23 protein-coding genes are annotated in these 20976 nt (G+C 69.6%); 11 read left to right on the top strand and 12 right to left on the bottom strand.

Annotated elements, in window-relative coordinates; all coding sequences use genetic code 11:
- Positions 1-208: 208 nt before the first annotated feature.
- Together GVY39_RS18125 and GVY39_RS18130 are read left to right on the top strand one after the other, a co-directional pair.
- Positions 209-415, top strand: coding sequence for a hypothetical protein (locus tag GVY39_RS18125; protein ID WP_159925998.1), 207 nt, complete (start codon positions 209-211; stop codon positions 413-415).
- A gap of 125 nt (positions 416-540) precedes the next feature.
- Positions 541-1425, top strand: a complete 885-nt coding sequence (locus GVY39_RS18130) for a tat pathway signal sequence (RefSeq protein WP_236565515.1) — start codon at positions 541-543, stop codon at positions 1423-1425.
- 29 nt (positions 1426-1454) lie between these two features.
- Here the strand turns inward: GVY39_RS18130 and GVY39_RS18135 are convergent, their stop codons facing one another.
- On the bottom strand, positions 1455-2951 hold the full coding sequence (locus GVY39_RS18135; RefSeq protein ID WP_159926006.1) for a cytochrome P450: 1497 nt from the start codon (positions 2949-2951) through the stop codon (positions 1455-1457).
- A 231-nt stretch (positions 2952-3182) separates the two neighbouring features.
- Here GVY39_RS18135 and GVY39_RS18140 point away from each other — a divergent pair, with 231 nt between their 5' ends.
- Complete coding sequence (locus tag GVY39_RS18140) at positions 3183-4616, top strand: NAD(P)/FAD-dependent oxidoreductase (protein WP_159926008.1); 1434 nt, start codon at positions 3183-3185, stop codon at positions 4614-4616.
- A gap of 91 nt (positions 4617-4707) precedes the next feature.
- Positions 4708-5598, top strand: a complete 891-nt coding sequence (locus GVY39_RS18145; protein WP_236565516.1) for a hypothetical protein — start codon at positions 4708-4710, stop codon at positions 5596-5598.
- A gap of 179 nt (positions 5599-5777) precedes the next feature.
- On the opposite strand, the gene GVY39_RS18150 is transcribed toward GVY39_RS18145, so the two are convergent.
- The 5 genes from GVY39_RS18150 to GVY39_RS18170 are packed head-to-tail and all read right to left on the bottom strand — an operon-like array spanning position 5778 to position 8962.
- Positions 5778-6434 (bottom strand): urease accessory protein UreD, encoded by a 657-nt coding sequence (locus tag GVY39_RS18150; RefSeq protein WP_159926010.1) that lies wholly within the window; start codon positions 6432-6434, stop codon positions 5778-5780.
- 8 nt (positions 6435-6442) lie between these two features.
- Positions 6443-7162, bottom strand: a complete 720-nt coding sequence (gene ureG, locus GVY39_RS18155) for an urease accessory protein UreG (RefSeq protein ID WP_159926012.1) — start codon at positions 7160-7162, stop codon at positions 6443-6445.
- Positions 7163-7184: 22 nt separating this feature from the next.
- A complete protein-coding gene (locus GVY39_RS18160) occupies positions 7185-7850 on the bottom strand; it encodes an urease accessory protein UreF (RefSeq protein WP_159926014.1) in 666 nt (221 codons plus the stop codon).
- A gap of 51 nt (positions 7851-7901) precedes the next feature.
- Positions 7902-8771, bottom strand: a complete 870-nt coding sequence (locus tag GVY39_RS18165) for an SDR family NAD(P)-dependent oxidoreductase (RefSeq protein WP_321212598.1) — start codon at positions 8769-8771, stop codon at positions 7902-7904.
- 41 nt (positions 8772-8812) lie between these two features.
- Positions 8813-8962: a hypothetical protein gene (locus GVY39_RS18170; RefSeq protein WP_159926016.1), complete on the bottom strand. Its 150-nt coding sequence runs from the start codon at positions 8960-8962 to the stop codon at positions 8813-8815.
- A gap of 297 nt (positions 8963-9259) precedes the next feature.
- On the opposite strand from GVY39_RS18170, the gene GVY39_RS18175 reads away from it, so the two are divergent.
- Positions 9260-9988 (top strand): hypothetical protein, encoded by a 729-nt coding sequence (locus tag GVY39_RS18175; RefSeq protein WP_159926018.1) that lies wholly within the window; start codon positions 9260-9262, stop codon positions 9986-9988.
- Between the two features lie 12 nt (positions 9989-10000).
- Here the strand turns inward: GVY39_RS18175 and GVY39_RS18180 are convergent, their stop codons facing one another.
- Positions 10001-11473 (bottom strand): MFS transporter, encoded by a 1473-nt coding sequence (locus GVY39_RS18180; protein WP_159926020.1) that lies wholly within the window; start codon positions 11471-11473, stop codon positions 10001-10003.
- A 60-nt stretch (positions 11474-11533) separates the two neighbouring features.
- Here GVY39_RS18180 and GVY39_RS18185 point away from each other — a divergent pair, with 60 nt between their 5' ends.
- A complete protein-coding gene (locus GVY39_RS18185) occupies positions 11534-12208 on the top strand; it encodes a TetR/AcrR family transcriptional regulator (RefSeq protein ID WP_159926022.1) in 675 nt (224 codons plus the stop codon).
- Positions 12209-12255: 47 nt separating this feature from the next.
- Positions 12256-13248, top strand: coding sequence for a zinc-binding dehydrogenase (locus GVY39_RS18190; protein WP_159926024.1), 993 nt, complete (start codon positions 12256-12258; stop codon positions 13246-13248).
- Positions 13249-13258: 10 nt separating this feature from the next.
- Here the strand turns inward: GVY39_RS18190 and GVY39_RS18195 are convergent, their stop codons facing one another.
- Positions 13259-13936, bottom strand: coding sequence for an O-methyltransferase (locus GVY39_RS18195; protein ID WP_159926026.1), 678 nt, complete (start codon positions 13934-13936; stop codon positions 13259-13261).
- A 112-nt stretch (positions 13937-14048) separates the two neighbouring features.
- Here GVY39_RS18195 and GVY39_RS18200 point away from each other — a divergent pair, with 112 nt between their 5' ends.
- On the top strand, positions 14049-14891 hold the full coding sequence (locus GVY39_RS18200) for an SGNH/GDSL hydrolase family protein (protein WP_159926028.1): 843 nt from the start codon (positions 14049-14051) through the stop codon (positions 14889-14891).
- A gap of 65 nt (positions 14892-14956) precedes the next feature.
- Here the strand turns inward: GVY39_RS18200 and GVY39_RS18205 are convergent, their stop codons facing one another.
- Positions 14957-16240, bottom strand: coding sequence for an SPFH domain-containing protein (locus GVY39_RS18205; RefSeq protein WP_159926030.1), 1284 nt, complete (start codon positions 16238-16240; stop codon positions 14957-14959).
- Positions 16240-16671: an NfeD family protein gene (locus tag GVY39_RS18210; RefSeq protein ID WP_159926032.1), complete on the bottom strand. Its 432-nt coding sequence runs from the start codon at positions 16669-16671 to the stop codon at positions 16240-16242. The genes GVY39_RS18205 and GVY39_RS18210 overlap by 1 nt, the downstream gene beginning before the upstream one ends.
- A gap of 130 nt (positions 16672-16801) precedes the next feature.
- On the opposite strand from GVY39_RS18210, the gene GVY39_RS18215 reads away from it, so the two are divergent.
- The 3 genes from GVY39_RS18215 (at position 16802) to GVY39_RS18225 (ending at position 19367) form a co-directional block, all read left to right on the top strand.
- On the top strand, positions 16802-17626 hold the full coding sequence (locus tag GVY39_RS18215; RefSeq protein ID WP_159926034.1) for a DUF3097 domain-containing protein: 825 nt from the start codon (positions 16802-16804) through the stop codon (positions 17624-17626).
- A 159-nt stretch (positions 17627-17785) separates the two neighbouring features.
- Positions 17786-18601 (top strand): hypothetical protein, encoded by an 816-nt coding sequence (locus tag GVY39_RS18220; RefSeq protein WP_159926036.1) that lies wholly within the window; start codon positions 17786-17788, stop codon positions 18599-18601.
- A 22-nt stretch (positions 18602-18623) separates the two neighbouring features.
- A complete protein-coding gene (locus GVY39_RS18225; protein WP_159926038.1) occupies positions 18624-19367 on the top strand; it encodes a trypsin-like serine protease in 744 nt (247 codons plus the stop codon).
- Positions 19368-19386: 19 nt separating this feature from the next.
- Here GVY39_RS18225 and GVY39_RS33930 read toward each other — a convergent pair whose 3' ends face one another.
- Positions 19387-19836 carry a hypothetical protein gene (locus tag GVY39_RS33930; protein WP_201295264.1) on the bottom strand — a complete coding sequence of 150 codons (450 nt, stop codon included), beginning with the start codon at positions 19834-19836 and terminating at the stop codon, positions 19387-19389.
- 72 nt (positions 19837-19908) lie between these two features.
- Positions 19909-20970, bottom strand: a complete 1062-nt coding sequence (locus GVY39_RS18235) for a ferrochelatase (protein WP_255466211.1) — start codon at positions 20968-20970, stop codon at positions 19909-19911.
- Between the last annotated feature and the right edge of the window lie 6 nt (positions 20971-20976).

The raw sequence follows: 20976 nt of genomic DNA on the forward strand, positions 1-20976 counted from the left end.
ACGTCGTGCACGTTTATACGCCCAGCGACCGACGCGCAACTGCACCGGCCCCTGCCGGGCGGCAGTGAAATAAACCACACGAGAACGGATTACTTCGCCGTGTCACGCGGGGACCGCCGCGGCGGTGTGCGACAGTGCTGCACCGGGGAGGTAAGAGTTTGCACCGGGGCGGAACGAGAGAGCTGCACCGAAAGGCTGGTTCGCGTTCATGGATGCGATGGTGATTCCGCTGGTCCCGAAAGGCGGATTCACGGTCCGCCGGGTGGGTGACCGATGGGAGCTCGTCAATTCGCGCCACTACGGTCGCACCGTCGTCCTGCATACCTGGCCCCGGGATCGGCACACCGAAGCGTTCGAGCACTGCTACCGGCTCAACGGACGCACCGTCGAAGAACTGCGCGCCGCTTTCCGCTGACCTGCTCTGGCCGGCGGCGATCAGCGAACTTCCCTGCGGCGTCAGCACGCGTCCGGGGGTTAGCACACCCCGGACCCGAGCTCAAGACGTGCGTCCGGACCCGCGATGTGCGATCGTGGTCCCTCGTGCGTTACCCGTCCCCCGCCACCCGGACCGTTCCCCGCGTGGCCGCCTCCGCCTGTGTCCTCGCCGCCGCGGCGATCATCGCCCCGAGCCTGCCCGCCGCGCTTCCGTCCGCCGCCGCGGCGCCGCTCGCGCACACCCAGGGCTGCCTGCCCGGCTTCGACTGCGATATGAGCAGCCGCATCGCCAAGGTCGACGCCTACCTCGCCAACCGCCCCGGTGTCACCGGCTACGTCTTACGTGACCGGGTCTCGGGCGGGATCTACGCCAACGCCAATGCCGAGAACGCGGTCTGGACCGCGTCCACGATCAAGCTCGCGATCGCCGCCGACCTGCTCAACCGGGCGCGGGTCGGCGCCATCGCGCTGTCGCCGGAGGACCGCGGACTGCTGGAGGGGATGCTCGCGACCTCGAACGACGGCGCCGCCGACCTGCTGTGGACCAAGTACGCGGGGATCGACCGGATGGCGTTCAACAACGCGTTCCGCGCCAATGGGATGACTTCGCTGGTTCCGCAGCCCACCAACACCGCGCTGTTCCCGGACTGGTCGTTCCAGAAGTGCACCGCCGCCGACCTCGACCGGCTGATGGACCACATCCTCAACCACATGCACCCCGACGACCGCAACTACCTGGTCGACCGGATGCGCGCGGTGGACTCCAACCAGCACTGGGGCGTGTGGGGCGCGGGCGCGAGCATGCGTCCCGGGCTGAAGAACGGCTGGTCGGCCGAGCAGGGCGGCTGGGTGGTCAACTCGGTCGGTTTCGCGGGACCGGGCGAGCGCTACACCCTGGCCATCATGACCTCGTTGGGCGACGCGGGCGGCTACACCGAGGGCGCCCACACCGACACCAAGGTCGCGGAGATCCTGCTCGCCGGGCGCTGACGCGCACACGGGGAGCGCAGCGGGCAGCCTCAGGCGGTCGCACGCCTGCGCAACGTCATCGGCGCACCGTCCCTGGGGAAAGGAATCGTGGTGAATCCCCAGGGCATCCGGTATTTCTCCGGGATCCGCCACTCGTATTCGCGTACGAGGGCGGCGGTCACCGTCTTCACCTCGAACGTGCCGAAGTGCATCCCGATGCACTTGTGCGCGCCCGCCCCGAACGGCATCCAGGCCAGCCGGTGCGACTTGTCCTCGCGCCGCTGTTCGCCGAACCGCTCCGGGTCGAAACGCTCGGGATGGGTCCACAGTTCGGGGAGCAGGTGATTGACCTGGTAGGCGAGGTCGACCGGAGCGCCCGCGGGAACGTAGTGACCCGCTATTTCGGTGTCGCGCACGGCGCGACGCGCCAGGCCGGGAACCGGCGGCATGAGCCGCAGGCTCTCCCGGACCACCAGATCCAGGTCACCTAACGCCTCGAGGTCCGCGATGGCCGGTGTCCCGTCGCCGAGCCGTGCGTCCATGTCGAGCACTTCGGCGCGCACCCGCTCCTGCCAGTCCGGGTGTTTGCCCAAGTAGTAGGCGACGGCGGTGGCGGTCGTCGTGGTGGTGTCGTGCGCGGCCATGATCAGGAAGATCATGTGGTTGACCACGTCGGCGTCACCGAAGACGCCGCCGTCTTCGCTGCGGGCGTGGCACAGCCCCGAGAAGAAGTCCGGCGATTCGGCGCGGCGCTTGTCCGGCAGCATGGCGGTGAAGTAGTCCTCGAGCACTCTGCGGCCGCGCAACCCGGCTCGCCAGTTGCCGCCCGGCACCGAGTGCCGGATGATCGCCAGTCCCGCGTGCGTGCAGTCGACGAACGCGTCGATCAACTGCCTGCGCTGCGGGCCGACGTCCGCGGCCATGAAGGTCTCGCCCGCGATGTCGAGGGTCAGCTCTTTGATCGTGGGATACAGCCGCACCGTGCGTTCGGCGTCGCGCTCGGGCGGCACCCATCCCGCGATGCTCGCCCGCACGGCCGGTGTCAGCGCGGCGAGGTGTGCTTCCAGCCGGTCCCTGGTGAACGCCTGCTGCATGATCTTGCGGTGGAATTTGTGCTCGTCGAATTCCAGCAGCAGCAGGCCGCGCCGGAAGAACGGGCCGATGAAATAGTCCCAGCCCTGGCCGAAGTCGCGTCGCCGGTGACCGAGCACTTCGTCGAGCGCGTCCGGTCCCGCGACCAGCACACGGTCGACACCGAGCGAAGTGTTCAACGAGACGGGTCCGTAGCGGCGGTAGCGCTCCATCATCTCGGCCGGACCCCAGCGCATGTAGTGCAATGCACGGCCGAGATAGGGCAGTCCGGCGTCACCGCGGACCGGGACCGTGTCGCTGCCGCGTGGCGGGGTGGCCAGCACTTGGCGCCGTTCCGGCAGCAGCCCCAGCGCCCGGTCGATCAGATGGCCGTGCGGCACCTCGATCAGCGCGATGTTCTCCGAATCGGCCTGCACGCTGGGCTTTCGGCCGACCGCACGGTCACCGGCGACCATGGCAATCCTCCCTGAGCGACAGGTCCCATCGTAGGCTCTCGGCCGCACCCGTTCAGCCGGTTCGCCGGGTGTCGATCCTCCCCGCCGCGGACCGGCGGCGGTGAGACTTCGCACCGCAACACGCCAGGAACGGGGATCTCGTCGTGACGCTGCCCGGCTCGACGGCTACGGTTTAGCGTGTCAGGAATCGCCGCCGGGGACGAGCCCCAAGGTCCATCGAGGAGCAGGACGATGAGCACTCAGACTGTCGAGAACGGCCGACACCGGGTGGTGGTGATCGGCTCGGGCTTCGGCGGCCTGTTCGGCACCAAACACCTCAAGCGCGCCGACGTCGACATCACGCTGATCTCGAAGACCTCGACCCACTTGTTCCAGCCGCTGCTCTACCAGGTCGCGACCGGCATCCTGTCGGTCGGCGAGATCGCGCCCGCCACCCGGCTGGTGCTGCGCAAGCAGAAGAACGCGCAGGTGCTGATGGGCGAGGTCACCGACATCGACCTGGCAGCAAGGACGGTGACCTCGCGCCTGCTCGACAAGGACACGGTCACCCCGTTCGACAGCCTGATCGTCGCGACCGGCGCGCAGCAGTCCTACTTCGGCAACGACCGGTTCGCCACCTACGCGCCGGGCATGAAGACCATCGATGACGCGCTCGAGTTGCGCGGCCGGATCCTCGGCGCGTTCGAGCAGGCGGAGTTGGCGACCACCCAGGAAGAGCGCGACCGGCTGCTGACCTTCGTCGTCGTCGGCGCGGGACCGACCGGCGTCGAGCTGGCCGGGCAGATCGCCGAGCTGTCCGACCGCACCCTGGAGGGCACCTTCCACAACATCGATCCGCGCGACGCGCGGGTGGTGCTGATCGAGGGCGCGGGCGCGGTGCTCGGGCCAATGGGGCCGAACCTCGGCGGTAAGGCCGAGCGGCGCCTCGAGAAGATGGGCGTGGAGATCCAGCTCAATGCCATGGTGATCGATGTCGACGCGTTCGGCGTCACGGTGAAGGACTCCGACGGCACGATCCGCCGCATCGAGTCGGCATGCAAGGTGTGGTCGGCGGGCGTGCAGGCCAGTCCGCTGGGCAAGATGATCGCCGACCAGTCCGACGGCACCGAGGTCGACCGCGCGGGCCGGGTCGTCGTCGAACCGGATCTGACCGTCAAGGGCCACCCGAACGTCTTCGTGGTCGGTGACCTCATGTCGGTGCCGAACGTGCCCGGCCAGGCGCAGGGCGCCATCCAGGGCGCGACCTACGCCGCCAAGCAGATCAAGGCCGGATTGAAAGGCCAGACGCCGCAACAGCGCAAGCCGTTCAAGTACTTCAACAAGGGCAGCATGGCCACCATCTCGCGGTTCAGCGCCGTGTGCCAGGTGGGCAAGCTGGAATTCGGCGGCTTCATCGCGTGGCTGGCCTGGTTGGCGCTGCATCTGTACTACCTGGTCGGCTATCGGAGCCGGATCGTCACCGTCATCCAGTGGTTCGTCACCTTCCTCGGGCGCAGCCGGGGGCAGATGGCGGCCACCGAGCAGTGGGTGTTCGCCCGACTAGCCCTGGAGGCCATCAGCACCGGCGACGACGAGGACGCCGAAGAACTGGCGGCCGCTCTCGGCGCCTCCACCAACAGCCGAGTGGCCGTGGACAAGGCGCACACCGATGCCAAAGCAGGCTGACGCGCGATCGTTATAGCGCGCTGGACCAATCCAGGTCGCCAGCAGATCCGAATGTGAGGCGTCGACGTCTCCCTCGGATGAAAGGTGATCTATGGGCACAGGCAAGCACCGCGAACCCACACCGCGGCGACCGAAGCTGGGCTCCATCGTCGCGGCGGGGACGATTCCCCTCGTTCTGGCGCTGGTGGGCACCGGCACCGCGAACGCCGAGCCCGATCCGTCCGTCCCTTCGATCAGAACGGACGTCACCGATCGGACGCACCCGTCGGCCCAGTGGCCGGGGGCCGAGGCGCCGAACGTGCGGCCGTACGAGGGTCTGCGGATTCCGGACGACATCCTCAGCTCGTTGCAATGGGCTCGTCCACTGCCGGACAGCAACTACCTCGCTCCGCTGGTAGGGCTGCACGCGCCGGTTCCGGTCGCCCCCGTGCCGCCGATCGCACCGCCTCCCGGCAAGTTGCGCTTCGGTGATGTCCAGATCGACGCGCCGGAGTGGCTGTACCGGGAGCAGGCGATCCAGATCAACGACGGCGCGGCGATGGCCGAGGCCAATATGGCGACCTTCTTCGACTCGATCGGGATGGAGCGCACCAGGTCCGACCGCGTCGCAGGCCAGACCATGGGCGCCGCCGCGATCGGCGCTGCGGCGGGCTTCGCGTTCGCGAGCCCGTTCGCCCTGGTCGGGGCCGCGTTCGGCGGTGGCCTCGGCTTCGCCATCGGTCTGCCGTTCGCGCCGATCGGCCTCGCGGCGGGCCCGATCGGGGCCGCCTACGGCGCGGCGCTGATGGCCGTCCCCTTCACTGCCATCGGTGCGGGCATCGGAGCGGGGCTCGGAGCGTTGCACGCCCTCAGCGCGCCTCCGCAGGCGTTGAGCGCGCCGGAGTCGGCCGATCCGGCTCCGGGAGTCGCCGACTCCGCTCAGCAGTCGAACGAGACAGCTCCGGAGGCCGACCAGACGGCCTCGGAGGGAGCCGACGGCTGATCGGATGGCGTTCACCAGGCACCGGCCGAAAAGGTGGGAACCCGACGACGCTGTCGGGTTCCCACCCTTTCTATCTCCACGTCTCGACCGGTTCACACCTGTAAGAGACGAACTCCGCAGCGACTCGCGACCGAGGACGACCACGGCGTTGCACGCGCCGCACTATCGCCCCCGGGTGCTCATCCCGAGGCGCTCAACAGCGACCCGGTACGGGTGAACAAACTGCCGCCCGCTGCCAGCGGTAGCCGGGTCTGCGTCAACCCTGTCGTCGCAGTGATGCATGCGTCCGGATAGACGAGCTCGCTCTCCAGTGCCCGTGGCGCGGCCAGCGCGTCATCGGCCGGTGTGTCCGCGCCCAGCGTCAACCGGTGACGCAGCAGAGGTGTGTCCTCGACGTCGGCGATCAGATCCCCCCGCCACTGGCCGCCGTCCTCGCCGGCGCGGCCGATCTGGACACGTTCGCGCAAACGTAGCCGAGCGCCGGACGCCAGCCGGATCGTGGTGACCGTGTGGTGTCGCGCCCCGCCCGCGACGATCATCGGCTCGGGATCGAAATCCAGGGCTCCCCCGCTACCGACCTCGAGGCGCCAGCGCCCGAGCGACAGCGGCGTCGCCGAGCCCGGTAGCGCGAGCGTCGCCGCGACCGAGCGCACCACCAGTTCGGCGCCCGGGGCGACCACGATCACTACGTCGAGTTCGTCACCTCCCAGTGGCGTCGCCGCGGTGCCGATCAGATGCACCACGCGCGGTCCGGTACGGCGGGCCGACAACCCGCCGGTCGCGTGGATCTCCGGAAGCGCGGTGCGGCCTGCGACTATTCGTAATTCCGTGCGCAACGGCGAACTCAGTGCGCCGCGGCGGATTCGCCCGCACCCGCCCGGTCCTGCTCGGCTACCGCGCGCAGTTGCGCGCGCACCCAGGCCAGCACCGGCGTGGCGGCGGGATCCTCGGTGAGCGAGACGAGCACCGTCGGCCGGTCGCCCCGTACCCGTGCCGCGTCCCGCTCCATCACACCGAGGTCCGCGCCGACCAGCGGCGCCAGATCGGTCTTGTTGACCACCAGCAGATCCGAGAATGTCACACCGGGACCGCCTTTGCGCGGCACCTTGTCGCCGCCCGCCACGTCGACCACGAAGATCTGCACGTCGATCAGACCGGAGGAGAAGGTCGCGGTGAGATTGTCGCCGCCGGATTCGACCAGGATCAGATCCAGCGGCGGGTTGGCCGCGACCAGATCGTCGATGGCGTCGAGGTTGGCGGTGATATCGTCGCGGATGGCGGTGTGCGGGCAGCCGCCGGTCTGCACGGCGGTGATCCGCTCGTCCGGCAGCACGGCGTGCCTGCGCAGGAAGTCGGCGTCCTCGGTGGTGTAGATGTCGTTGGTCAGCACCGCCAGCGACAGCTCGTCACGCAACTGCCTGCACAGCGCGGCCACCAGAGCGGTCTTGCCGGAGCCCACCGGGCCGCCGATGCCTACGCGCAGCGCTTCCCCGGGCGTGCGGGTCCGTTTCGGACGATCGTGCCCGTGGTCGTGCGGCTCACCGTCGATCAGGTGCGGGGGCATGGCGTCTCCTTCTTCCGGGGCTTCAGCTCGCGAACAGGGGCATGTCACGGTGCCGGTGACGCTCGGCGAGCACGTCCTGCAGCGGATCGGACATCGCTGCGAGACCGGTCACGGCCTCGGCGGCGACGCGGTCGCACAACTCGGCCAGCCGGATCGCGCACGCGGCGATCGCGGCGGGGTCGAGGGCCAGCAAACGCTGCGCGGCAGTGGCCGCGCCGGTCAGCGTGGTGTAGACCACCACACCCGCGGTCTCCCGGGGTGGCACCTCTGCGGCCGCGCCGACCATTCCGAACACCGTGGACAGATGCGGTGTCGTGCCCAGCGCGGACCAGTCGTGCCGGGGCCACAACTGCTTCGCCAACCGCAACAGTCCTCGGCCTTGCGCGCGGGACGAGGCCCGCGCCGCGGGCGCGGGCGTCCGGGCGTCCGCTTCCGTCTCCGCGCGCGCCGGATCCAGTTCCCCCGCGCACACCGCCGCGGCGAGCGACGCGGCCACCAGTCCCGAGGTCCGGATGCGGCGGCGCAGATACAGCTCCACCGTCGCGACGTCGCGGACCAAACCGGATGCGACAGCTTCTTCCACACCTCCGGAGTGCACGTGCCCGCCGATCGGCAGCCGCGAGTCGGCGAGCGCGAGCACCGTCGTGAGACCGGACGCAGCCAGGCCGGTCGCGGCGGATTCACGCATCCGTCGATCCTATGTCCCGGCGTGTCGTCCGGATGTCCCGGCCGTACCGGGTCAGCGGCGGAACGCCCGTTCCATGAACCGCTGGGCGTGGATACGGGTCAGATCGGTCCACGCCTGTACCGGAGCCGCCCACCACGGGGCGATTTCGCGCGGCTTGGCGGTCACCGCGTGACAGACAAGGTCCGCGGCCTCGTTCACGGTGAGCCCGGGGACACGGCTGAAGTCGGTGGGCGCGCTCATTCTGGTGTGCACGAGCGGCAGGTAGATCGAAGTGGTCGTGACGCCGTCGTGGGCGACTTCGGCCGCGACGCTGCGCAGCCAGACGTCGAAGGCGGACTTGGACGCGCCGTAGGCCGCCCAGCGCGGCGCGGGCGGCATGCGCACACCCCAGGTGGACACATTGACGATGTGGCCTCGTCCGCGAGCGCGCATGGCGGGCAGCAACGTGAGCAGCAGCCGCACCGGACCGAGGTAGTTCACATCGATGGTGCGGGTGAAATCGTGGAACCGGTCATAGGACTCGTCGATCGGGCGGCGAATCGATTTGCCCGCGTTGTTGATCACCACGTCGAGATGGCCGTGCTCGTCGAGGAGGCCGCGGCCGAGACGTTCGACGGCGTCCATGTCGGTGAGATCCGTGGGGTAGCTGTGCGCGACGCCGCCCGCGGCGGCGATCTCCGCGGCCAGTTGCTCGAGTTCGGCACCGGAACGGGCGACGAGCAGGACCGTCGCGCCCGCCGCCGCCAGTGCGCGCGCACTGGCCTTGCCTATGCCGTGCGACGAACCGGTGACCAGCACGATCTTCCCGTCGACCGCGGCGCGCAGCGCCTGCGCGCGCGGACGCGATGTGGGATACAGCAGCCGCGTCGCCACCCGCTCGGCGATGGGCCGACCGTTGTTCGAGGCCCGGGTGTGATGCACGAATTCGACTGTAGGCGCAGACCGGTGCACCCACCCGGCGTTCACGTGATCACGCGGCCCGGGATGTGGTCGCACGCGAGCTGCGGCGAATCCTGCCGCGTGAGGTAGGCGGTGATGCCGAGGGCGCCGTAGGTGCGCCGACTCAGGAGCTCGCTGTCGGAATCGAGGGTGAACGCGTTGCCGAGGGACACAGGCGCGGCACGTGCGCCGAGGTGAGCCGGCGGTGTCGGCCGAACTCGATAGTGGATTGCACAGCTTCGTGCGCAACGCGGCGAGTCCGCGGTGTCCGCCGAGCTCGACGGTGGATCGCACAACTTCGTGCGCAACGCGGCGAGTCCGCAGGCCATCGTTCGAGAGACAGCGCGCCCGTGCGCGACTCGAGCATTTCTACTCACGCGCCCGGCCACGGCCGTGTGCTCGAATGTAGGCTCCGCACAAACTCTTTCGCCAGGGGCATTTCCCCCGTGCGCCAGCCGAGGGGGAACGCCATGTCCACGCCGGACACCCACGTCTCGATCGCCCAATGGATCGCGCGCGGGATCGCGATCGTGGTGCTCGTTCCGATCCGGCTGCTGTGGGAGGGAATCGTCCTGCTGGGCCGCGTCACCGGCGCCGCGCTGGTGTTCGTTGCGCGGCGCCTGCTGGTTCCGGCGGCGGAGCTGATCTGGCACCGGGTGCTGCGGCCCGCCTGGATCCTCGCGAAAGACTTCCTGTGGGGCTGGGTGGTGCAGCACTTGCTGTGGGGTCTGATCCTCACCCCGCTCGTCAGCATCCTGCTGGAGTACCTGCTGCGACCACTCCGGCACGCAGTCGAGATCTTTCTCTGGCGCAGACTGATTCGCCCGGCTGGAGCCTGGCTGCTGCGCTGGGTCGTGTTCCCGATCGCCCATGCCATCGCGTGGATATGCCATAGCACGGTGAAGTGGCTGATCGTCTGGCCGCTGTCGCAGTTGTGGCGCTGGGTGCTGCGCCCGCTGTGGCGAGTGGTGCGCGCGAGCGCCCGTTACGGGTGGTGGGTGGCCACCGTTATCGTGGGCGTCCTCTTGGTGGCGCCGTGCCGGGCGGTGTACCGCTACGTGCTGCGTCCGGTATTCGCCGCCGTGGCGGTCGTCTGGCACGCGATCGTGGTGCGGCCGCTGCGCTGGGTGCACGGCGCGGTCATCCGGCCGATGAACCGCTGGGCCGCCGAGATCGTGACGGCGGTGTTCGGCCGCTGACCCCGGGTCGACTCAGCGTGGGCCCGGGGAGGCGAACCGCGCGATCAGCGCCATCGCCGCGAGGGCGGTCGCGCCGACAGCCACCGCGATGTGCATCCCGTCGACGAAGGATCGGCGCGCCGACTCGATCAGCACGGCGTTGCCGCCGGATTGCTGGATGGTCTCGCCGAGCGTCGAGGCGTAGTCGCCGCCGGACCGGAAGATCAGCGCAGCGAGCGAACCGAGCAACGCCAGGCCCAGCGCATTGCCCAGTTCGAAGCTGGTCTCCGAGATACCCACCGCCGAGCCGGCCCGCTCCGGCGGCACCGAGGACACCGCGACTTCGGACACCAACGTGAAGGCCAGACCGTAGCCCACTCCGGCGATCGTGGAGCCCGCCAGGTACCACCAGAGCCCCTCGTGCGGGCCGACACCGAGCAGCATCAAGTTGCCCGCCGCGGAGGCGAGCAAGGCGAACACGAAGGTGGCGCGGGCGCCGAACCGATGTCCGACCCGTGCGCCACCCATCGAGAAGACGAACACCGCGATCGCCATCGGGATGCCCAGCAGCGCCGCCGCCAGCGGCGTGCGCCCGGTCACCGACTGCAGGTAGATGCTGGTCAGATAGCTCAGTCCGGCCAGCGACATCATGCCTACCAGGCTGGAGCCGATGGCCACGGAGAATTGGGGCCGGGTGAACAATCGCAGGTCGAGCAGGGGTTCGTCGAGCTGTCGCTGCCTGCGGACGAACGCGGTGAGAATCACCGCGCCGATCAGCGCGATGACGATCGCCTGCGCGTCGATCCCTTCGGTCGCGGCGTGCTTGATGCCATACACCACCGGAAGGATGCCCCCGATCGACAGGACGACGCTCGGCAGGTCCAGTGGCCCCAGCGCGCCCGCGCGGTGTTCGGGCAGGACGAACGGGCCGAACACGAGCAGGATCAGCAGCACCGGGAGGTTGATGAGAAACACCGAGCCCCACCAGAAGTGGTGCAGCAGCACGCCGCCGATGATCGGTCCGACGGCCGAGCCGCCCGCGAAGAACGCCGTCCACACGCCGATCGCGGCGGCTCGCTCCCGGACGTCCGGGAACAGGCTCGAGATCAGCGCCAGGCTCGACGGCAGCAGGGTCGCGCCGCCGATGCCCATCAGCGCCCGCGCCGCGATCAGCACGCCCGCGCTGGGCGCGAAGGCGGCTATCACCGACGCGACGCCGAAGACCGCCGCGCCCGCCAGCAGGATGTTGCGCCGCCCGATCCGGTCGCCGACATTGCCCATGGTGATCAGCAGGCCCGCGATCAGGAACCCGTAGATGTCCAGGATCCACAACTGCTGGTCCGCCGAGGGATCCAGATCGAGGGTCAGCGTCGGCAGCGCGAGGAACAGCACCGAGATGTCCATCGACACCAGCAGCACCGGCAGCAGCAGGACCGCGAGGCCCAGCCACGCCCGGCGTGAGCCCGCCGTGGACGGCGCGGGCCGCGCCGACCGCACGTCTGTCATGTCCGAACATCCTTCCGCTGGCGCGTACGTCGTACGCATGACTCCGGGTACAGTGTACGCATGCTGCACCGCACCGCAATCGTCGACACCGCGATCGAGCTCGCCGACGCCGAGGGCTTGGACGCGCTGTCCATGCGGCGCATCGCCGACCGGCTGGGTGTCGGCGCCATGTCGCTGTATCGCCACGTCGCGAACAAAGACGAACTGCTCGCGTTGATGACCGACGAAGTGGCCCGGCGCAACCCGTACCCCGATCCGGAGGGACACAGGTGGACCTGGCGCGACCGCGTCCGCATCGCCGCCGAGATCGACTGGGCCCTGTACCGGCAACATCCGTGGGTGCTGCTCACCTTCGCCACCCCGCGCTACAGCTTCGGACCGCAGAGCCTGGCCTGTCTGGCCTGGTTGGTGGAGGGATTCCTGGAACTGGGCGTGTCCACCCGGGAGGCGACCAGCATGTCCTTCACGGTATGGAACCACATCTCCGGCGCCACGCTGCCGGAGATCAGCGCGGAACTGATGGCCCGCAAGGGGATCGACCCCGGCGGCGACAACGCGCTGCGGACCCTGTTGAACGGCACGCCGCACGGTCCGGTCCCACCCGCCCTGGCCGACCTCGCCGGTAGCGGGGCGAGTGACCTGACCCAGCGGGAACTGCTCTACGACGGGCTCGACGCCCTCTGCGACGGATTCGAGGCCAGGGCCGCGCGACGGGACCGGTTGACCTCGACATGAGTTGAGGTTGCAGGCTGGCGGCGACCCTCTCACGAACAGGAGCCATCGTGCACGCCATTCGCCTCCACGCCTTCGGGCCGACCGAGAACTTGCGGTACGAGACCGTCCCCGATCCTGTCCCCGGCCCCGGCCAAGTCCGCATCGCGGTGGCGGCGGCGGGGGTGCACCTGGTCGACACCGCGCTGCGCGAGGGCGAGCCCGGGCCGTTCCCCTTGCCGGAGCTGCCGACCGTTCCCGGACGCGAAGTCGCGGGCACCGTCGACCGCGTCGGCGACGACGTGGCCGCGAGCCTGCTCGGTGCGCGGGTGGTGGTCCATCTGGGCGCGGTGCCCGGCGGCTACGCCGAGCTGGCGGTGACGGACGCCGCCCGGCTGCACGAGATTCCGGCGAACCTGGACGCGGCCGAGGCGGTGGCCATGATCGGCACCGGGCGAACGACCATGGGGATACTCCAGTTCACCGATGTGGGGCCCGGCAGCGTCGCCCTGGTGACCGCCGCGGCGGGCGGCATCGGCACCCTGTTGGTGCAATACGCCAAGAACGCCGGAGCGACGGTGATCGGCTTGGCCGGTGGCGCGGCGAAAGTGGAGCAGGTGCGGCGCAACGGCGCCGACCTGGCGGTGGACTACCTGTTGCCGGACTGGCCCGACCAGGTGCGGACCCACGTCGGCACCCGCGGGGCGAACGTGCTGTTCGACTCGGTGGGCGGAGGCGTCGGCCGGGCGGGCGTGGACCTGCTCGCACCGGGCGGGCAGCATCTGGTCTACGGCTGGTCCGGCAAGTCGAACGGCGACGGACCGGTGCGGCTGTCGGCCGACGAGCTCGCCGAACGCGGCATCACCTCCGAGATGGTGGTCGGCCCGCCGATGCTGGCACGCGTCGGCGGCGACTTGCGTGTGCTCGAAGACCTCGCCATGGCCGAGGCGGCCGCAGGCCGGCTGCGCCCCGCGGTACACCGCTTCGCGCTTGCCGACGCGGCCGCCGCGCACCGCGCGCTGGAGACGCGCGCGACGATGGGCAAGGTGGTACTGGAGCCTTAGCCCAGGCGGTTCACTCGAAGCTGTCGCCGTTCACCACGGCATACGCGAAGCCGTCCCAGCCCTTGCTGCCGACGGTCTGGACCACGGTCGCGTCCAGGCTCGGCTCGGCGGTGAGCAACTCGACCAGCTCGCGGCTGGCCTGGACATTCGGGTCCTCGGAGTGCTCCTCGGCGATCGCTCCGCCGCGGACCACGTTGTCGACGATGATCACCGAGCCCGGCCGGGTCAGCCTCAGCGCCCACAGCACGTAGTTCGAGTTGTTCACCTTGTCCGCGTCGATGAATACCAAATCGAACGGGTCCGGGTCCTCTTCCGCGAGCACGGGCAGACTGTCCAGCGCGGCGCCGACCCGGATCTCGACCCGGTCGCCGACGCCCGCCCGCTCCAGGTTCGCGCGCGCCATCTCGGCGTGCTGGGCGGCGAACTCGAGCGTGACCACCCGGCCCTCGGCCCCTACGGCGCGGGCGAGCCAGATCGTGCTGTATCCGCCGAGCGTGCCGATCTCCAGCACCCGCTGCGCTCCGACCGTCCTGGCCAGCAGGTGGAGGAACTTCCCCTGGGGCGCGGACACGTCGATCGCGGGCAGGCCGGCTGCCTTGTTCGCCTCCAGCGCGCCATCCGTATCGGGATCCGCCACCAACGTCTCCACGAGATAGCGGTCCACGTCGGCCCATCCAGGTGTCGTCATACCTGGAAGTCTGCCACCCGATTCCGCCCGCGGGCCCGGCTTGCCGGGTAGCGTTCGGCACAGACGTGCATGTCCCGTGATCGCGCCCAGGACCGGACGGACAGGACCCGGCATGACGAATCTTCCGCGCGCCGTACTGGTCGCCGCCTGCCTGATCGCCGCGGGTGCCGCCGTCCCGGCCGACGCGGCGTCCACCGGCGGTGCCGAGTATGTCGCGTTGGGTGATTCCGGAGCGGCCACCACGGGGGTGCGTAACTTCGACCTGTCGGCGCCGCCGAGATGCCTCCGCTCGACCGCGAACACGCCGAAGCTGATCGCCCGGGAGCTGGGCCTGCGGCTCGACGACCGCACCTGCAATTCCGCGCGCATCCCCGACCTCACCGCCGCGCAGGGGCCGGGCATCCCGCCCCAATTCGATGCCCTCGGCCCCGGCACCAGGCTGGTCACGGTGCACATCGGCGCCAATGACGCCTTGATGGCCGAGCATGTCGTCGCCTGCCACGTCTATGGACTCTTCGGCGCCGGAACCTGCGCGGGCCCGGATTGGGACGCCGACATCGACGCGATCGCGGGGTCGTATGCCACCGCGTTACAACAGATCTCGATCCGCTCCCCGAAGGCGCGAATCGTCGTCGACGGCTGGCCGCGCTATGTCCGCGACGGGGGCTGCCCCGACCTGGTCGGCCTGCGCCCGTCCGATGCCGCACACGTGCAAGCCGCCTTCGACCGCCTCAACACCGTGGTAGCCCGCGCCGCCGCGGCCCACGGGGCGACCTACGTCGACACCCGCGTCGCGTCGGAGGGCCGCGACGCGTGCGCGCCCGCCGGTGTCCGCTGGATCGACCCGGTCATCGCGACCGAAACACTCATCCCGTATCACCTCACCCCGCAAGGCATGCGTGGCGTCGCCGACGTCATCCTTCCCGCGATCCGCGCCGCCGGACTGCCCGGCTGAGCGATTCCGGCCGCGCCGACACGACCGCCCCGGACTCGGGCGGAGTCCGGGGCGGGGTGCGGGCGCTACTTCGACAAGTTCTCCGGCGGCTGCCACGGACGGCCCTGCGGGTCGTCCGGGCGCTGGGCCGGGGGTTGCTGCGGTGGCTGCTGTTGTTGTGGCGACTGCTGCGGACCCGGGAAAGCCTCTTGCGGAGGGATGACCGGCTGGTGCGGCGAAGGTTCGAAGCTCTGCGGGGGCGGTGTCGGCATCAGCCCCTCGACCGGAGTCCGCGCCGTCGCCTCGGCGGCACGCACGGCACGCTCGATGGTCGGATCGGGCGCGGTATCGAACCAGTCCGCGACATCGGAGTCGTCCTCCGGCTTGACTTCCGCGCCGTCGGAAGCGGGCGGTTCGTACCGGAACACGCCGTCCTCGCCTTGCGTGCCGAAGTTTCTGGCGAACCCTTCCAGTGCTTTGCCGAAATCGCTCGGCACCAACCACACCTTGTTCGCGTCGCCGCGCGCGACCATGGGCAGCGTCTGCATGTACTGGTAGGCAAGCAATTCCGGCGTCGGCTTACCGGATTTGATGGCGGCGAAGACCTTCTCGATGGCCTTGGCCTGGCCTTGCGCCTGCAAGTAGGAGGCGGCGCGCTCACCCTGTGCCCGCAGGATGCGGCTCTGCCGTTCACCTTCGGCAGCCAGGATCGCCGACTGCTTGGCGCCCTCGGCGGACAGGATCTGCGCCTGTTTCGAGCCCTCGGCCGTCTTGATCGCCGATTCGCGCTGGCCCTCCGCGGTGAGGATCATGGCGCGCTTCTCGCGGTCGGCCTTCATCTGCTTCTCCATCGACTCCTGGATCGACGGCGGCGGATCGATGCTCTTCAGCTCGACCCGCGCGACGCGCAAGCCCCAGCGCCCGGTCGCCTCGTCCAGCACGCCGCGCAACTGGCCGTTGATCGCGTCGCGGGAGGTGAGCGTCTGCTCGAGCGTCATGCCGCCGACCACGTTGCGCAACGTGGTGACGGTCAACTGCTCGACGGCGGCGATGTAGTTGCTGATCTCGTACACCGCCGCCTGCGGGCTGGTCACCTGGAAATAGACCACGGTGTCGATGTGCAGGGTGAGGTTGTCCTCGGTGATCACCGGCTGCGGCGGGAACGACACCACCCGCTCCCGCAGATCCACTTTGGCGCGGATCCGGTCGGCGAACGGCACGAGGAAGGTGAGCTGGCCGGACACGGTGCGCGAATACCGGCCCAGTCGCTCGATCACCGCCGCCTCGGCCTGCGGCACCAGTGCGATCGATTTGAAGACCACCACCACGACCAGCAAGATCAGGACGGCGGCAACGATCAGTACAGCCATCAAGGCCCCTTCCAGACGACGGCGGTCGCGCCGTCGATCTTCATGACATACACGGTCGTACCCGGTTCATAGACTTCGGTCGTGTCCATCGGCCGCGCTGTCCACACCTCCCCGCCCAATTTCACCTGGCCGGAGTGCGCCGCGACCTGTTCGAGCACCAGAGCGGTCTTGCCCGGCAAGGCGTCCACGTTCGTCGGCGTCGGCGGCGGAGTTCCGAAGCGCCGCCGGATGATCGGGCGGACGCCGAGGAACAGCACCGCCGAGATCACCGCGAAAACGATGGCGTCCACCACGGGCGAGCTGGCGGTCGACGCGCTGACGCCCGCCGTGCCGAGCGCGGCGATACCCAGCATCAGCAGCGTGAAGTCGCCGGTGAGCATCTCCGCCGCCGCGAGCAGGATACCCGCGACCAGCCAAAAAATTGCGGCCACACGACCACTGTAGTGCGCTGGTCTTGATCTGGGGCGCGACCTTCACGAGTACTCAGGGTGAATTCCGCGCGCGGACGCGCGGCGCCCCGGATGAAGCGAAAGCCGCAGCGGCGGTGCTAGCTTCAAGCAGGTGAGCGGGCGCGACAGGTATGGCGACATCTTCACCGGACATCCTCGATCGAAGAAACGGACGGTACCGACCGTCATCGCGGAACGCGATCTGGTCGTCGAGGACGCCGCCACCGGATTCTGCGGCGCGGTCGTCGGATTCGATCGCAGCTACGACGGCGAGTTCGTGAAACTGGAGGACGCCCGCGGCGCGGTGCGCCTGTTCGCCCTGCGCGAGGCCGCGTTCCTCATCGATGGTGAGCCCGTGACGCTGGTGCGGCCGTCGGCGGCCGCGCCGAAGACGCCGAACCGTTCCGCCTCCGGCTCCACCCGGGTGGAGGGCCTGCGTGCCAGGGTGGCCCGCGGCAGCCGCATATGGGTCGAAGGTGTGCACGACGCCGCGCTGGTCGAGCGGGTGTGGGGCCACGACCTGCGCGTCGAGGGGGTGGTCGTGGAGCAGCTCCAGGGGCTGGACAATCTCGCGGAACGCCTCACGGAATTCGAGCCGGGCCCGGGCAGAAGAGTCGGCGTGCTGGTCGATCATCTGGTGACCGGATCGAAGGAGACGCAGCTGACCACCGGGCTCGGGCCGCACGTCCTGGTGACCGGGCACCCGTTCGTCGACGTGTGGCAGGCGGTGCGACCGGCGACCGTCGGGATACAGCGGTGGCCGCAGGTCCCACGCGACGAGGACTGGAAGACCGGTGTGTGTACGCGTCTGCGCTGGGGCACGCCGCAGGAAGGCTGGCGGCGAGTGTACGGCGCGGTGACCTCCTTCCGTGACCTGGAGCCACCGCTGATCGGGGCGGTGGAGCGGCTCATCGACTTTGTCACCGAACCGGACTAGACTGCCGGCGGCTCGTGCGCGCGGCGGACCGATGCCGGACGGTGTCCGCACCGACCCGGTCGTGGTCGGCGGCGCCGCGCCCATGGTTTCCGTGCTGCTCACCAACGCCCTCGCGCATGGATGCCCACCGGTAGCGCCCACCCTTTATGCTCGATAATTATGTGCTCTCCAAGTGCGACGCTGACGGTGTGGGCGAGCTCCTGGCTGGCCGGCCGCAGCGCGCCCGACGACGTTTTGGCCGCCTTGCACGCGTGGGCGCCGAAGCACACGATCGCGGCGGGCGACCCGCTCACCGGCGGCCGTACCGACCTACCCTGGTCCGCGCACGGCAACCTGCCGGGAAGCGGAGTCATGGCGCTGCTCAAAGTGATCCGGGAGACGATGGCCCAGCCCGGGGCGCAGCTGCGATTGGTGCTCCCCGTCCCCGGTGACGTGCGCGGACTCCCCTCGGGCACGGCGTTCGCCGCCGACGCGATCGAGTCCGAGGAGGGCATCCTGATCGGTGTGCCGGGTGCCGACGGCACCGGACTCATCCCGCAGTGGGCCGACGACGACACCCTGCAGTGGACCGTCTACAGCACGCCCATCCCCGTAGCGCCCGGCTCGGACATGTCGCTCGGCGAGGCGGAATACGCGATGCGTGAAGCCGTCCGTGACGCCGCCGACGCGCTGATGAAACTGCACACCACGTCGCTCGCGGCGGCCGACTGCGATCCGCGCGAACTCATCGAAGCCGAACTCGCCGACTACTCGCGCCACGATTACCCCGAGTCGATTCCATTGCGTGCCAGGCGGATTCTCGACACCGCCGATCATGTCGCGGCGATCCTCACGGTGGCGCAACGGGAACCCGCGTCCGCGCCCACCTCCGCCAGCGCGATCGGCGCGCAGGAATCGTTGCTGCGCCCACTGTGGGACGCGATCCGCGCCGCCCGTCTGGTCGCCGTGCACGCCTCGGCCCGCGGAAGCCGCTGACGTCAGGTCCGGATGGTGTGACATGCGCATTTCTCGCCGAAGCCGCACAGCAGCCCTCACCGTACTGATCGGTCTCGGTTTGCACGCCCCTGCTTCGGCGATCGTGGGCGGCGCCGACGCGACCACAGCGGAGTATCCGTGGCTGGCGGCCATCGGCACGCCGTTGTTCCTCACCCGTCCGTCCGGCCAGTTCTGCGGCGGCGCGCTGATCGCACCGGACCAGGTGATCACCGCAGCGCACTGCGTGGCGCCGGCACAGCCGCTCACCCAGACGCTCACCGTCACCTTCGGCCGCGACGACCTACACGGGCGGGACGGAAACACAGTGCAGGTCAGGGACGTTCGCATCCATCCCGACTTCCGGACGACCGGGCCCGAGACCACCACCGTCTATCACGACGACGTGGCGATCCTGACCCTCGACCACCCCCAGCCCGGTCCGACGATCCCCATCGCCGCGCCGACTTCGGGCGCCGGAACCGTTCTGGGCTGGGGGGCGACCTCCGAGACCGACGAAAACAACACTCGGCTGCGCGCGGCGAGCGTTCCTCTGGTCACCGACGCCGAGTGCGCCGCCGCCTATGGTCCTGCCTTCGATCCGCAAACCATGCTCTGCGCGGGCACAGCCGCCGACGCCGCCCGATACGACGATGGCGGACCACTTCTCGTGGATGGACGTCTCGCCGGTGTCGCGTCCTGGGGCGAGGGCACGGCCCGCCCCGGTTTCCCCGGTGTCTACACCCGCCTGACCGCCACGAACTTCTGAACGCGCAGCGGTCGGATGCTCACCGCTGCGGAGGATGCGGCGGCTGGTACTGCTGCTGCGGAGGATACTGCTGCTGCTGGGGGTACTGCTGATACTGCGGTTGCGCCTGCGGCGGCGTATACGGCTGCTGGTACTGCGGCGGCGTCGGATACTGCGGCTGCCCCGGCAAACCTTGCTGCGGAGGATACGGCTGGGGGTACTGCTGCCCCTGGGGATACTGCTGTTGCGGGTACTGCTGCGGCTGGTTCGAGGAGTTGCCCCGCTTGCGCAGCCAGACTACGAGTCCGATCACCACGGCCACGACACCGATGCACAGCAGCAGACCACCGACCGAGAAACCGCCGCGGCCACTGCTACGGCCGCGCCGCCTGGCCTCGGTGGAGTCCAGAGCCACGGTCCACACGTTCGCATCGGACCAGGCGTGCGGATCGAGCAGCGCGGCATTGGTCAGCACATCGGCATAGGTCATCGAGAGATACCCCCCAGAGATTCGAAGGTGAATGGTCACAGGCGCAGTTGATGCTATCGCGCCGGATCCATGTCAGTTCCCAATAGTGGGACGGCGCGGCACCGCGCAACAGCCCACAGCACAGGGCGTGCCGTTGCTCGTGCAGCCATGGCCCATGACCGCACCCAGCCGACGAGGTTCGGCGCCGCGCAGCTGCTCGGAGATCAGTTCGACGACCAGCTGCGCGAAGCGCGGATCGGCTCCCGGCGTAGCGGTCCGGGCGAATCCCATACCGAGTTCGGCGGCCCGCTGCGCGGCCTCGTTGTCCAGGTCCCAGATGACTTCGAGATGGTCGGAGACGAAGCCGACAGGACAGACGATCACGGCGCCGACCCCCTTGGCGGCGAGGTCGTCCAGATGGTCGACGATGTCCGGCTCCAGCCACGGCACCTGCGGTGGACCGGAACGAGACTGCCAGACCACGTCGTAATCGGCGAAACCGCTTGCCGCGGCGCACAATCGGGCGGCTTCGGCCACCTGACGGCTGTAGAGCCGCCCGCCGTCGGCGGGCGGTCCCGCAGCGGCGTCGGCCGACACCGGAATGGAGTGAGCGGTGAACACCAGGCGCGCCTCGGCGCGGTGCTCGGCCGCGAGCCGATCGCGGGCCGCACGGATGGCGTCGGCGAAGGTCTCGATCAGCAGCGGGTGGTCGAAGTACTGGCGCAGCTTCAGCAGGTCGGGCGCGCCCGCGCCGAAAGCCGCACGCGCCCTGGCGATGTCCTCGTGGTACTGCAGACAGCCGGAGTAGCCGCCCCAGGCCGATGTCGGGAAGACCAGTGCGGACCGGATACCGTCGGCGGCCATGCGCGCGACGGTGTCCTCCACCATGGGATGCCAGTTCCGGTTACCGAAGTAGACCGGCAGATCCAAGCCGGCGGCGGCCGATTCGACCTCGACCGCCGCGATGATGTCGCGATTGAGCGCGTTGATCGGCGAGACGCCGCCGAAGTGCAGATAGTGTTCGGCGACCGTTTCCAGACGCTCGCGCGGCACTCCCCTGCCCCGCGTGACGTTCTCCAGGAACGGCATCACGTCCTCCGGACGCTCCGGACCGCCGAAGGACAGCAGCAGCAGCGCGTCGGCGGTCCGAACCACAGTGTC

Origin of the sequence: Nocardia sp. CY15 (assembly GCF_009829295.1) — a bacterium.
Taxonomy (GTDB): Bacteria; Actinomycetota; Actinomycetes; order Mycobacteriales; family Mycobacteriaceae; genus Nocardia; species Nocardia sputi.